Origin of the sequence: Hungatella sp. SB206 (assembly GCF_051132295.1) — a bacterium.
GTDB classification, from domain to species: domain Bacteria; phylum Bacillota; class Clostridia; order Lachnospirales; family Lachnospiraceae; genus Hungatella; species Hungatella effluvii.
In genome coordinates, this window is sequence record NZ_CP096603.1 from 5,578,678 (window position 1) to 5,593,167 (window position 14,490).

The following is a 14,490-nucleotide window of genomic DNA, read 5'->3' on the forward strand; positions in this document are numbered from 1 at the left end:
TTAATAGTATTGGCTATTTTATGAATACTTTTCCGATATGGCAATTCTGAATTCAAACTTACAATCATCCTCACACCACATTCTGAAGTTAGTTCCCCATTTATTATTGAATAAGTTAAAGGCAAACCCCTTTTTCAGATCAGGCAGTTCCCGGTAGTCATCATAGAGATTTCTGCCTCCCACGCTGACCAGCGGCGCATGAAGGCTTTCTATTTCCATACTTCCATCCGCGCCTTCATAAGCCAGCTTCTCCACACAGTGCTGCAGACGGTTGCCTCCTCTTAACACATTAAGTGGTGAAACCTGCGTTCCCATCTTTTCCAACAGCCACCGGTTTGGATTCTCCACATTTGGTACAAAATCAAACCACAGCGCCTCCGGCATTCGGTTCGCATCCTTTTCAAACCACGCCAGACTGCAAGTAATGGATTCCGTAAATGTATATTTTATCTGTGCCGCCCTCGGACATCCGTATTTTTCTGATGCCTCTTCGTCGCCTGCCAGATTCAGAACAAGTTCATTGCCTGCTGCCTGTATTCCTCTGACGCCAAACTCATAATACCGGTTCTCTAAATCCTCTACAAACTCCAGACCAGGCTTGGAGAAATCTCCCTCAGACCAGCAGCCATTTTCATAAAACGCCCGGTTATAACGGTAATAATTCTGTACACAGTTTAAAGCGTTAAAGGTTTCATAACCCAGACGTCCCAAAACACCATATCTGGCCCAGTCCCTTCCGTTTCTTTCCAGCTTTCGGAGTGCTCCGCTCCCATCCACGGAGACTTTCCAGCCACCAATCTGCAGCATTTCCCCTACTCCGGCGGCTTGACCGTTTCGCTTCTCTTTTTCCGGGACACAGCCATCCAGGGCACGCATGGCCTCTTCTTTCAGCTCCGCCGGAAGCTCCTCAACCGCCTTTTTCAAATATTCTCTCTGTTCCTCATGAGAGCTTTCGTACTGCCGGTAAGATCCGGTAAAGACACCGCCCCGGTACCGTTTGAAATCAATATCCAACACTTCCCGCATCTGTGCGTTGCGGTTCGTTAAAAATTCCAGAGTCGTCGTATCCTGCTCTCTTGCCTTCTGAAAATCTTCCTTAGTCCAGTTTTTAAAGTCCGCCAGGTACTTTTTATAATCCAATCCCCAGGTATGCTCCGCGATCAGCATCAGATTCATCATAAACGCATCGTATCCCCTGGTACCTTCAAAAAATCTGCCTTCCCTTTTCCACTGATTCTTAAGCTGAATGAGCGTCCGGTAACGGCTGACCTTCCATGGGTCTGAGGCGATTCCATGGATCCATGTATCCCCTATCTCTTCCTCGATTACGGGCAGCCTCTCTTCCACGGAAAGAAGACTCTCAGCATATGCATCCAAAGTGGAGGCTTCTACCTTTGCGTTAGGATACAAGCTCTGAATCCGCTCAAATTCAGTCTCCACCTCTCCCTCGGACTGGGGTCCCAAATTATCTCCGGTGTGGGCGAACTCCAGAACCTCATCCATACCTTCCACATAACCAGGCGCCCCGTACTGGGCAGAATACTGAACGATCACCCCGTTTGTTTCCATGTTTCCATACAAATGTCTGCGGCACCTCCGGTACCATGGAAGATGCGTTAACACCGATATGCAGAAAATGGATTCCATGGTCAGCAAGTGCATCCACAACGGCAATCGTGTGACCAGGAACATCTGTCATCTTCGCCGCAATCGTGTGTTTTCCATACTGGTCATCCAGTCTGCGGCCAATTTCTAAATCATAGCAAAACAGATCCATATCCAGAAGTTCGGTGTGGGTCGTACCGGCTATGCCATGCCAGCAGATATCTCCGGCCTCAATCGCCTCCTTAAGCTCCTTTTGGGCAGCAGCATCCGCATGCCGGAAATAGTAATCGATCAGATAGGATCCCACTGTCCAGATAAACTTCTTTTGTTCTCTGGTATTCATCTCCCTCGCAAGACGGACGGAATGTGGAATATGCTCCTTCATATACCTGTCCAGCACGTTCTGCCCCATATCCGTGAATCCTATATCCAGATGCGTCTTATATACTACATGAACTTTTTTAATTTTCTGATAATCCATACTTCCAACTCCTTATTTTTCAATATAGAATGCCAGCAGCCCCTCATTATCTGCTTCACAGATTTCAAGCGCCTCTGCCGGATTTTTTCCTTCCATAGTTCTGACCGTATAAGTGAACTCATAAAAGCCGCCTAAATCCGCCTTAAAATTTGTTTCCCAAAAGTTATTCATCACCCAGGAATACAGAGGCGCACGATTTCTGTCTCCATTCTCTCCGCTGCAAAGCCTGACCGGAGCAGCCTTCAAATCTCCAAAGACCGCCATAGGCGCATCCTTAAAGGCAGCCGTTACAATTCTGCCCTCCTGTTCCCATACCACACCATTCTGCAGCAGATAGAAATCCTGGCAGCTTCCCGGAAGCTGGTCGATTCCCGGACGGATTACGCAGCCAGTCTTATCCAGATAGCTCACACTGGCTTCTCCGGCAGTAAACGGAAGTGCAATATAGAGATTCTCAGGTTCCCACACGCTGTCCTTATGGATGCGTATTCTGGCCTCTATCTTTCTCATTTCTTCATAGATTTTCAAGTAAACGGTATAGAAGCGGCAACCCTCAAGGCTGTAGCTAAGTTGGACCGCAGTATAGACGTCTCCCCGTTCCACGATCCCGATGTTCTCTAAAACACTGTGATACCGCTTCGTCGCAGTCGACTTACGGTTTCTTCCCATGCTTCTTCTGATTTCACGGGCATCCCCATTCATTCCGGTCACCTCATAGATTCCGGAAAATGGAGCGTCTTCCATACCATTTCTTAAAAGTTCTCTTCCCCATAGCTTATCTTTCACAGAGCAAATACCCTTTTCCTGATCAAACAAAACCTGGTAATACTGTGTTTCCACACAGCCATCATCCTTGCGCATTCCGTCTTCCAGCAGGTCGGCAACGCCTTCGGCTCCCACGTGCGCTCTGTTTTCATATGTTACGGTTTTTCTCTGGCTGGCCAGGCGAATTTCCACAATCCGCTCTTCTTTCGGCTTCATAGTCAATATGATTTCCACTGCTGTCGCCCTGGCAGTCATGTGAATCTGGCTGGGAATGATTTGGCCCGTTACGCAGTCCCTCACCTCAATCGGAATCTCTGTATCATAACGGATACCTTCCACGTACTCCCACAGTTCAATATACAGGCATACTCCATCCTTCACCGCTACGTTATGAGGATTTATGATCCGGTATCGCTGCCCTTTGTCCCTGCAGATACTGATCTCCCCTTTTTTTGCCAGGAGGCGGTCCAGCCACTTAGATGCCGCGCTGTTACCATTCACAGCATACGACGCCTTTTTCCATTCCAGGCTTCCCACCAGTGATTCCCACGGCTCAATTACGGAAGAGGAGTACCCCCAGGTATGCTCCGCATACAGCATCATATTTTCCGCAGCCTCTTCTTTCAGCGCCTTTTCACGCTCGCCTTCCTCTTCCCCCAATTTCTCGCAGATGTCATACTTTCGCCTTCCATCGAGATAAACTTTTACTGCCGCAGGTGTAGAACCGACTCCGTCAGCCCACCAGTCATTCCAGTCACCCCGATAACAGGGTATCTCTTTGCACTGCTCCTTTACAGAGTCAAAGAACTGCTCTAAATTCACCATTTTACATGTGATTTGCCCATTGTACCTCTGGTTCATCTCATTCACCCGCTCTGCTACCGCGGCGCTGGGCGGCGCGTTATCCGTAATACACCCCGATACCATAAACGGAATAAAATTCCACGAATACGATTCTTCTTGCAGATTTTCCAGATATCGTTCCAGACGCTTCTGCCCGATCTCCCACTCCATTTGATCCGTATTCTCAGATGACCGGTTTAAAATCATATGGCTGATAAAGGGTTCATGATACTCATCCCTGATTTGATACGTATTACCGCCGTGAGGAGCGATGAACAGCTCATTGCCCAGATGGTAGTAATCTCCATTCCAGACCAGAATCCGCTTTCCCTTCGGTGTCTCCCAATAGAACGGCTGCTGCTTCTTATACAGAGGAAACATGCCGTGATGCGGATGAATACAGGTAAAAAAACTGGTAACGCCATTCTCATACAAGGCATCGCCATAGCCCCATGCCATCCCATTGACATCCGCACACATACCACTGGTGACAGGATGGCCGATTCGTTCCCCATACTCTTTTGCCATGCGGATTCTGCTGTCCAGCACCTCCGCGGATACCAGCTCCGTCATATTTAAGTAATTGCCGGATAACCCGATCTCTCCGGTCCTCACATACCTCTCGAAATCCCGTATGTACTCTTCTGAAGCATTTTCATAGAAGTTTTTTACCTGCCAGAAATTCTCACACTGCCAGACGAAGCCTTCTGCCTTCTTCTCCTCTCCTGCATGAATCCTATTCAGGATATCAATAGCCTGAATGATAAAATCACAATGGTATCTCATAATTTTATCCTGACGCTCCGTATAACCTATATCTGTGTGGGAGTGATGAATGAGATATACCGTCCATGTTTTCTTTAATGCCATGTTAGTCCTCCAGTCCTCGATGCTGCTGTGCCAGTTAAACCGTCCATTCTTTGATCCTGTTGATCTTGCAGAAGCCGGCTCGGGCCGGATCCTTATGCCGCCTCATCCAGTCCGCGAAGCTGTTTTTCATTTCTGCAAGAACCGAATCAAAGTCTTCCCTGTATGCCAGATTCTCCATCTCAGCAGGATCTGACTCCAAGTCAAACAGCTGATCCATATCCCCTGCGGTGAAGACGTATTTATACTTTCCTTTCCGGAACATCCGTTGTGTCGCCACGATATCCAGGGCTCCCATCCCCTCCGTCACTATCTCATCAGGCCAGGGCAGTGTCTGATCTGTAAAGAATCCACTCAAATCACGCCCATCCCCGAAGCCATGAGAATCCTCCGGCACAAAACCCGCCTGGTTTAAAATCGTAGCATAAATATCACAGGTACCGACCAGCGCAGGCTGATGATACCCCTCATATTTGGAGGCCGCAGGCTTGATCATAAGTGGTACCTTCGCCGTGTCATCATACATGCCATACGATTTATTTTCCAGCTTTCCATGACAGCCCTGGTTATCTCCGTGATCGGCTGACACGATGACGACGGTGTTCTCATACAATCCTTTCTCTTTTAAATAAGTGATATATCTCCCAATCTGAGCATCAATATGGCTGACACACGCATAATAGTGGCGCAGCGTCTCCTGGAAAAACGGCCATTCTGCTTCCGGCCGGCGAAGCATCTCATAAATCCTCGGCATATTTTCGGCCGGCTCCTCAAAGCTGGGCCATGGCTTCAGCTCTATATTACGGTACATGTCCAAAAAGGCCGAAGGTGCAAAAAACGGCTCATGAGGGCCCCAGAAATTAAGATTCATAAAGAATGGTTTTCCTTGTTCTGCCATCTCCTCTGTCAGTTCCATGGCACGCCCGGCAACATAGTATTCAATGGTTGTTTCGATTGGAGAAACCACCTCTCCCATATACGAATGGTCGCCTGCCCGCCGTTGTGGTCCCTGGTTGACAATCTCCAGTGTCAGCCCGTTTTTTCTCAGATACTCTTGAAACTGGGGATAGGCCCACCCTCCGTTGCCGTGCCCCGGAAAATCGTCTCCAATATATCCGATATCTGTGGGAAGCGTTCCATATCCCACATAGGCGGCGCCTTCCATGTACCCCTGTCTCATCCGGTCCAGCAGAATTCTGCCCTCCGTCGAAGAAGCCTTTTCTTTCCCAAATCCCAGATGCCATTTCCCTGTATAAGCCGCAGCATAGCCGGCACGTGTCAGTCTTCTGCTAAGCAAAAAATCCGTATCCTGCAGTTCATGGGTTCTGGTTCCGGTCTGGTATAAATTTGTCTCCATCCCTGTCTTAGAGGGATACAACCCCGTCTGCATAGAACACCTGGCCGGGGAGCAGACCGGATTGCTGGTGTAGGCGTTATCAAACACCACGCACTCTGACGCGAGAGCTTCTAAATTGGGTGTACGGCACACCGTATCCTTCTGATATACCGATAATGTGTCCGTACGGTGCTGGTCCGTACAGATAAATACTATATTTTTCTTCTTTTCCATCCTGTTCTCCATTCTGTCTTCCGGAACCGGTCATCAGAGTTCTATGGTATATTTATACCGCTCTCCCGCATAATAACATATGGTATATTCCAGAATATCTCCGTCCTGGTCATAGGTATTGCGAATACGCTTAAACACAGGCTGGCCCTGCTCTATGTTTAAAAACTTTCCTGTCACGGCTGTTGCCAGCGCCGCCTCAAAGGAATCGCACCCGCGTGCTATTACGATACCATACTCTTCTTTTAACAGCTCATATAAGGAATTACGATACAGGTCATCGTCAATAGGGAGCCGGTATTTGTTGGTCAGCCAGGTAATGGAGTATACAATCGGAATATTCTGTGCACAGCGTACGCGCTCCAGCTTATAGCAGTAACTGCCCTCCGGGATTCCAAGATTCAGCGCCACCGTCTTCCCCGCCTTTTCCCGGCCCATAACGCAGTGGCTTGTTTTCATAGTAATACCATGGTGCGCCATTTCCTCGGAAAAGCTTATGACCTGCTTTAAGTTCTCGTTAATCTTATTGAATACCACAACAGTTCCAATACCTCTGGAACACTGAAGATACCCTTCATTTGTCAATTCACTGACTGCCTGGCGCACTGTAACGCGGCTTACTCCGAACTTCTCCTGCAGCTGCCGCTCTGTTAGAAAGGTGTCTCCCTTCTTGTATTTTTCTTCTTCAATCTCCTGTTTCAATACCTCCTTCAACTGATAGTACAGAGGCGGCGAACCCTTTTCTCTATTAAGCATTGATGTCCCTCCTTCACTTTGTCGTATAGACAAAGCCGCTGTCAAAATTTTTCTGGAGCAGAACAAATAGAATAATCGTCGGCAGAGAAACGATGAGACAGGCCAGGAACAGCACCGGTACATTTCCCCTGTCCATTAAAGATACCGTCGCCATAACGGTACGGATCCCCTGGGTCTTCGTGAATGTCAGGCCAAACATCAGATCGTTCCATGACCAGTTAAATTGAGACATGAATAAAATCGCAATCGGCGCTTTAGCCATAGGAAGAAAAATTCTTGTCAAAACCTGAAATTTCGAAGCGCCGTCTACCCTGGCTGATTCACTGATTTCCTTATCTATTCCCATGAAGAAATTGCGCAGAACGAACATACAGAATGGGATGCAGATCGCCATATAAAATAGGATCATCCCAAATCTCGTATCGTAAAGCCCGACCTTTGAATATGCCTTATAGATCGGAATTAAATAGATTTGAAATGGGAAAATAGTTCCGCTGTAGATAAACAGGAACCAGAACAGCCGATGCCTGATTCGTAAATGGGCGATTGCATATGCCGCCAGAATTGCCATAATAAGCGCCCCGCCTGCTCCTAATACCGCATAAATAAAACTGCTGGTCATCCCGCTGAAAATAACCTTACTGTCTATAATATATTTAAAATTGGCAAACAGCTGATTCCCCTCCGGCAGTTCCCAGAGACTTCCCAGATTATACTCCTGCTTACCCTTTAATGTATTTAACAGTACGAAGACTATCGGTGCAAGCCACACGCAGGTAAGCAGGCATAAAATACCGTTAATCAGCCAGTTTTTTTTGTTCTTCATGTCTTCCTCCATTTCTGTATCGCTGTTGTGATACCATAAATCTGGTTCAGTCTTCCCGGAATGTATTTCTGATATTAAAATACGAAACAATCAGAATTACAACGGTAAGCACCACAGCTACTGCTGCACCTGCTCCCAGTCTTCCGTATGCAAAGGATTCCAGATACATGGTAAGTGCCAGCGTTTCACTGGTCCGGTATGGACCGCCCTTGGTCATAACCCAGATACTGTCAAACACCTTGAAGCTGTTCACCAATGACATTAAAAGTACTACGATGATCGTAGGCTTAAGCAGCGGAAGAATTACCTTCTGATACATTTTTATAGTTCCCGCGCCTTCGATTTGAGCCGCCTCGATGGGGCTTCTGTCAATATTGTGTAAACCAGATATGAAGAGAAGAATATTGAGCCCTATTCCCTGCCACAATCCGGTGGCAATCATAATAAACGTATTCACATATGGAATGGAGAGCCAGTCATAAACCAGATCATCCATACCCATATACTTAAATATCTGGGGAAGGCCGGACAGAGAAAGAATTGTAAAAATCACCAGACCTCCAACCGTACCCGACAACGCAGTCGGAAAATAAAATACATTCTTTAAGCCTGACGGCCAGAAACTGTTGGTTATCAGAATTGCAAAAAGAAGCGGAATCACTAAAGAAACCACCAGAGAGCAAACAACCCAGATAATTGTATTCATACAGGAGATTCTGAAATTAGGATCCTGAAACAGTTTGATATAGTTAGAAAAGCCAGTGAATTCCATGGGCGAAAAGCCATCCCACTCAAAAAAGCTCAAATTTATGGTAAAAAGAATAGAACTGATAAAAAAGCAGCCGACAAACAGTACCGCAGGTGCCAGATAGAGATAGTCGGTATTGATTTTTACCTTTCTGTTTTTGTTCCTCTCCTTCATGATAAACCTCCAATTGTAATCATTCTCCAACGCAGAGAGCGGTGCTGTAAACGATATATTCAGGCCAGGTGGCTCTGGCCCGGCACCGCATATCCTTTGCAGCGCCGGACCCTTTTTTACCGCCTCGCTGCCGCTGTCTTACTGCCGCAGCCTTATTTGCTGTCATGTCCTATTTTGTGCTGGTCCAGTATTCATCTGCCTTGGCCTGAATAACAGCCAGTACATCCTCGATCGTGCCGTTACCGAGTTCAAAACGCATCAGTTCATCTAAAGCAACATTTCTGATATCCTCGGGCGTATTCTCGTAATATCTCAGCATCAGGGAGATTTCATCCGGCCTGGCAGAGTATTCCAGCGTCTTCGCATATGCGGGATCAGTTACATCTACTGTGCTGGTATTGGCTAAACCTATGTTCTGATAAATATAGTTCTGATGATCTTTATCGTACCATTTTTCCAGAGCCTTCATCGCAGACCCCCTGTCCGCACTTGCTTTGGCAACACAGATCGGAGCAGTCTCAAAGAAGATTATTTTTTTGCCTCCATTCATGGATGGCAGTACAAACGAATCCAGATTTTCTCCGGAAACCATACCATAATCTTTTACCAGCGGACTAATTTCACGGTTTGGCTCCAGAATCATGGCAATCTCACCACCTGCTATCTGCTTCTCCATATCGGTTATGGAGATCGGTTTTGTAAAATACCCCTTATCTATCATTTCTTTCCAGATATTCATTACCTCTACAACACGCTCATCGGTGTATTTGGCGGTTCCGTCACACAGATCCTGATACAGCTGCGGTTCATAGGCCGCAATCAGAGACTGAAACCAGATAAAGCCCGCCCATGAGTCATTCTTAAACGCGATCGGGGTTACTCCAGCCGCTTTCAGCGTTTCACATACTGTCAGAAATTCATCGAAAGTCTCCGGTTCCTTCACCCCCGCTTTATCAAATACCTCTTTGTTGTAAAGAATCACATTATAAAGTATACTGTAAGGAGCTGCATAAATCTTACCGTCATATGTAAATGCGTCTGCAATATCAGCGGAAACACCTGCAGGCGTAATATAGTCCTTCCATAGATCCGTCAAATCTTCTACCAGCCCGTTATCTACCAGAGTCTGCAGCTGATAGCCGCCCCACCAGGTAAATAACCCCGGTGCACTCTTATCATGAATACTTTGCTGAATCGATGTTTTATAAGCGGCCACATCAGGTGATGTTACTATTGTCACATCAATTCCTGTCACATTTTTGGCACTCTCTTCATATCCCTGAATGATACTTAAATCAAGGTTGAGAAGCTTGTCATTGGCAAACTCTGTCTTACCTGTAATACCGCCGTCTCCCCCGGCCTCTGTCTTTGCCGCTTCTGCTTCTTTATTCTCTGTCTTCTTTCCCGCTGCTTCCTCCTGTTGTGCCGTCGGTCCTTCTGTTTCCTTACCACCGTTTCCGCCGCAGCCTGTGATGGAACATGCTATCATCGCTGCACTCAATAATACCGCTAATGTTCTTTTCCTCATTATGATTGAACCTCCCTCTTTAAGGTGTATAATGTTATAACATTATAATATCATAATTCATATTTATTGTCTATTATGTATTTATTTTTCATGATTACGCTGTTTTTTTAAGCAGTTTTTCATATATTATGTATAGAACATTCGTGAGGGTTGTATTGAATTTCAACTGTTTTTAATACGTCTCACCGGTGGAAATGTATTGACCGTTCCCCATTGCCCCCTTTTATTAACTTATGGTATAATAAGTTCAGGAGGAATCTATCATGATACAATTAAAGGATCTTTTACAGCAGGCAGACAGCTGTCAATGCAGCTCTCCTGAAGCTTTCACAGTTACGGAAGACACTATTAAGGAACTTCACAGAACGGCCATGGCGGGCAGCAGTGCCCTGCCGTCTGATGCATACCGTACCGGTATGCCCACCAATTTCGCAGACAGGTATCATCCGCCTCATCCGGAAGATATTAAAAGACTAACAGGTCACCTGGCGGATCAGATCCAGTCCTCAAAGTCTTCGCTCCATCCCATTGAACTGGCGGCCATGGCTGGTAAACGACTGATTGATATTCAGCCCTTTGACGATGCAAATGAAGAGACTGCATTACTGCTCATGAACCAGATTCTGATTTCTGCCGGCTACCTCCCCATCTCTATCGGCCCAGAGCGTCAGGAAGCGTATCACCATGCACTCACTATATCCAGAAAAGAATACAATATGGAGCCATTCTCCCGTCTGATCGCAGAATGCGTCCTGGAGGAAGGGCAGAAACGTGTTCCACAGCCCGACAGGCCGTGTCAGGAAATACGATAATAAATAACCACACAGCTTAAACAAAAACAAGGAACCGGTTCGGAAATGATACGATGCTGTCATTCCCGAACCGGTTCCTTGCTATAGTACGTTTTTTGTTTCTCTGATCTATAAACTGGCACCGTTGCCTGCGATCACGTCCCGATACCACCAGAATGACTTCTTGCGGTACCGCTTCAAGCTTCCGGTGCCGTCATCATTCCGGTCCACGTAGATGTAGCCATACCGTTTTCTCATCTCCGCCGTGGAGGCGCTCACCAGGTCGATACAGCCCCAGGATGTATAGCCCATAATCTCCACACCGTCGCATATGGCTTCGCGCACCTGGATCAGATGCTGCTGCAGATAGTCGATCCGGTAGTCGTCGAGCACCGTCTTTTCCCCATTTTCCAGAGTCACCAGCTGATCCTCTGCACCGATGCCGTTTTCCACGATAAACAGCGGAAGCTGATACCTGTCATAGAGCCGGTTCAGCGTGTAGCGAAGCCCCTTGGGATCGATCTGCCAGCCCCAGGCGGTAGCCTTTAAATACGGATTCTTATACCCCTTTGACAAGTTGCCGCCGGTCGGCTCGCCAAGCTCTTTATGGGTGGTGGCGCAGATGCTGGAATAGTAGCTGAAGGAGATGAAATCCACTGTGTTTTTCAGGATTTCCTGATCCTCCGGCTCCATACGGATCTCAATTCCATGATCCTTAAAATAGTTTAAGAGATACTTCGGATACGTTCCGCGGGCGTGAATATCTGCGAACAGGAGCGTTTCCCTGTCTTTCTCCATGGTCGCAATGATATCGTCCGGATCGGGAGTCAGGGGATAGACCGTAATTCCCAGAATCATACAGCCGATCTTCGCACCGGGCATCAGCTCATGGCCCAGCTTTACAGCCAGGGCGCTGGCTACCAGCTCGTGGTGCATGGCCTGGTACAAATCCTGTTCCGTCAGCTGTTCCGCCGGCGTTTTAATGCCCCCGCTCATAAACGGGGCGTGAAGAAGGGAATTGATCTCGTTAAATGTCAGCCAGTACTTCACCTTATCCTTATATCTGGTGAAAATGGTGCGGCAGTACCGCGCGAAAAATCCGATCAGTTTCCGGCTTCTCCAGCCGTCATACTTTTCCGCCAGCCCCAGCGGAGTCTCATAATGGGATATCGTAACCAGCGGTTCTATCCCGTATTTTAAGCATTCGTCAAACAGGCGGTCATAAAATTCCAGCCCTTTCTCATTGGGCGTCTCCTCGTCTCCCTCAGGAAAGATTCTCGACCAGGCGATAGAGGTTCGGAATACCTTGAATCCCATCTCTGCAAAAAGACGGATGTCTTCTTCGTAGCTGTGGTAGAAATCGATCGCTTCCAGCTTCAGATTGTCTGCGGTGGGACCCTCTGTCCGTTCTCCCCGCAGGCCGTGGGGAAGAACATCCTGGACAGAAAGACCTTTCCCGTCTTCGTTATACGCTCCCTCACACTGATTGGCGGAAACCGCGCCGCCCCATAAAAAGTTTTCCGGAAATGTCATCATTCGTCCCTCCATCAATGCAGCCTCAAAAGCGGTTCTCCTGTCTTCACATGGCCTTCAGCCGCCGCGTCGACAGAACTGTAGTTAAAATGATTGGATATGATGACAGGTGTGATCACATCGTATCCTTCTGCTTTTATCGCTTCTAAATCAAATTCCAGAATGCAGTCTCCCACTTTTACCGTGTCGCCGGACTTCATTTTTACATGGAAATGTTTTCCATTTAAATTTACTGTGTCCAGGCCTACGTGGATCAGAATCTCCGCCCCGTCCTCCGACACAAGCCCCATGGCGTGGCCGGTCTCAAAGATCGTGGCAATGGTTCCGTTCACCGGAGATACCACGCGTCCCTCCGACGGCTGTATCGCAATGCCTTTTCCCAGAATGCCTTCCGCAAATGTGGGATCATTGACTGTTTCCAGGGATACGGCCTCGCCGGTAAGCGGAGCAGCGACAAAAATCGTCTTCGTATTTGTGGAATCCTTAAGCTGGTCTTTGGCACTCATTTTACCGTCCTCGTCCTGCGGATCCTTATACAGTACATAGGAAATAATGAACGCAATCACGACACTGACCGCCGCGCCTGCACAGGCAAAGTAAAAGCTGGTGAGTGTGTCGCCGCCTAAATAGCTGGGCAGTGTTAAAAATCCCGGGGAACCGCCTGAATAGTTCTTAACATTTAAGATTCCCATCAGGAAGCCGCCCACACCGCCGCCGATCATGGACGCGTACAGTGGTGTCTTGAAGCGAATGTTGATACCGTAAAGTGCAGGCTCTGTAATTCCGCAGACTGCCGTGATTCCGGCCGAGGATGCCAGCTGCTTGATCTCAGATTTTTTACTCTTGAATGCTACCGCCAGAGCCGCGCCGCCCTGCGCCACATTGGAGCCAAGCATACCCGGATAGATCAGGGTATCGTAGCCCATGGTCATACGGTTGTTGATGCCGATAGGGATCAGTCCGTAATGGGTTCCTGTCATGACTAAAAGCGGTGTAAATGCACCTACCAGAGCCGGTACCAGCCAGCTGCAGTAATTGTTTAAGCTGTGTACGCCGGAAGCGATTAAGTTACTGATAATGGTCCCGATCGGTCCGATGACCACCAGGCCAACGATTCCCGTCACGATGGCTGTGATCAGAGGCTTCGTAAAGAATTTCACAGGTTTCGGAGAAATCCGGTCTGCGATCGGCTCTACATAGGACATGAACCATACGATCAGGATAATCGGAAGTACGGAGGATGAATATCCCGCATTAGTGATTGGAAGCAGGAAGATTCGGATCGCTTCCCCGCTCTCCTTCGAGGCCGCCACCATATTGATAAAATCCGGATGGAGCAGCATACCGCCCAGCATCATCGCCAGGTAAGGATTGCATTTGAACTTTTTAGCTGCGGAATTTGCCAGCAGAATCGGCAGGAAATAGAACGCCGCGTCCGCCATAAAATTCAGGGTCTGGTAGGTGGTGCCCGTCTTGTCCACGAGGCTGAACGCCGTTAAAAGCGCCAGGATCGCCTTGATCATACCGGCGGCGGTAATAGCCGGAAGAATCGGTGTGAAGATGCCGGAAAGTGTGTCCACCATCCGCGCTACGATCTTCCTGTCATCCTTCTTGTCTTTCCCTGAGCCGCTTTCGTCTTCCGCTGTGTGCTCGCACATCTCCGTCAGCGGCTTGTATACGCTGGCCACGTCGCTGCCGATGACCACCTGATACTGGCCGCCTTTGCTGATGACGCCCATGACGCCGTTCACTTTCTTTAAGGCCTCCGTCTGCGCCTTTCCCTCGTCTTTTAAATTAAAACGGAGTCTGGTGGCACAATGGGTAAGCCCGGAGATATTCTCTTCTCCGCCGATTTTTATAAGGATTTCTTCTGCAAGTTTTTTATAATCCATTTACTCGGTCCCCTCTTTTCTTTTGATGGACTCATCGTAACACATCATACCCATTTCTTCACTACGGAAAACGGGAAATGGTTCACCGTTTCAAAAATCATCAAAAAAACCGCT

The 14,490-nt window shown here is 47.8% G+C and carries 11 protein-coding genes; 1 reads left to right on the forward strand and 10 read right to left on the reverse strand.

What is annotated here, in order from left to right:
• Positions 1-18 precede the first annotated feature (18 nt).
• The 8 genes from M1L66_RS24710 to M1L66_RS24745 form a co-directional block, all read right to left on the reverse strand.
• Complete coding sequence (locus M1L66_RS24710) at positions 19-1,581, reverse strand: DUF5054 domain-containing protein (RefSeq protein WP_434688688.1); 1,563 nt, start codon at positions 1,579-1,581, stop codon at positions 19-21.
• Positions 1,496-2,086, reverse strand: coding sequence for a hypothetical protein (locus tag M1L66_RS24715; RefSeq protein WP_434688689.1), 591 nt, complete (start codon positions 2,084-2,086; stop codon positions 1,496-1,498). The genes M1L66_RS24710 and M1L66_RS24715 overlap by 86 nt, the downstream gene beginning before the upstream one ends.
• Before the next feature lie 12 nt (positions 2,087-2,098).
• A complete protein-coding gene (locus M1L66_RS24720) occupies positions 2,099-4,564 on the reverse strand; it encodes a glycoside hydrolase family 38 C-terminal domain-containing protein (protein ID WP_434688690.1) in 2,466 nt (821 codons plus the stop codon).
• A gap of 34 nt (positions 4,565-4,598) precedes the next feature.
• The gene (locus M1L66_RS24725; RefSeq protein ID WP_434688691.1) at positions 4,599-6,131 is read right to left on the reverse strand and encodes a sulfatase-like hydrolase/transferase; all 1,533 of its coding nucleotides are present in this window, start codon (positions 6,129-6,131) and stop codon (positions 4,599-4,601) included.
• A gap of 33 nt (positions 6,132-6,164) precedes the next feature.
• Positions 6,165-6,884 carry a GntR family transcriptional regulator gene (locus M1L66_RS24730; RefSeq protein WP_187024025.1) on the reverse strand — a complete coding sequence of 240 codons (720 nt, stop codon included), beginning with the start codon at positions 6,882-6,884 and terminating at the stop codon, positions 6,165-6,167.
• A gap of 13 nt (positions 6,885-6,897) precedes the next feature.
• Positions 6,898-7,710 (reverse strand): carbohydrate ABC transporter permease, encoded by an 813-nt coding sequence (locus M1L66_RS24735; RefSeq protein WP_320928623.1) that lies wholly within the window; start codon positions 7,708-7,710, stop codon positions 6,898-6,900.
• 46 nt (positions 7,711-7,756) lie between these two features.
• The gene (locus M1L66_RS24740) at positions 7,757-8,632 is read right to left on the reverse strand and encodes a carbohydrate ABC transporter permease (RefSeq protein ID WP_434688692.1); all 876 of its coding nucleotides are present in this window, start codon (positions 8,630-8,632) and stop codon (positions 7,757-7,759) included.
• A 169-nt stretch (positions 8,633-8,801) separates the two neighbouring features.
• Positions 8,802-10,160 (reverse strand): ABC transporter substrate-binding protein, encoded by a 1,359-nt coding sequence (locus M1L66_RS24745; RefSeq protein ID WP_434688693.1) that lies wholly within the window; start codon positions 10,158-10,160, stop codon positions 8,802-8,804.
• A gap of 263 nt (positions 10,161-10,423) precedes the next feature.
• On the opposite strand from M1L66_RS24745, the gene M1L66_RS24750 reads away from it, so the two are divergent.
• On the forward strand, positions 10,424-10,972 hold the full coding sequence (locus M1L66_RS24750; RefSeq protein WP_187024021.1) for a Fic family protein: 549 nt from the start codon (positions 10,424-10,426) through the stop codon (positions 10,970-10,972).
• Between the two features lie 108 nt (positions 10,973-11,080).
• Here M1L66_RS24750 and M1L66_RS24755 read toward each other — a convergent pair whose 3' ends face one another.
• A complete protein-coding gene (locus tag M1L66_RS24755; protein WP_434688694.1) occupies positions 11,081-12,487 on the reverse strand; it encodes a glycoside hydrolase family 1 protein in 1,407 nt (468 codons plus the stop codon).
• An 11-nt stretch (positions 12,488-12,498) separates the two neighbouring features.
• Entirely contained in the window at positions 12,499-14,376 is a 1,878-nt protein-coding gene (locus M1L66_RS24760; RefSeq protein WP_434688695.1) for a beta-glucoside-specific PTS transporter subunit IIABC, read from the reverse strand.
• Positions 14,377-14,490 lie beyond the last annotated feature (114 nt).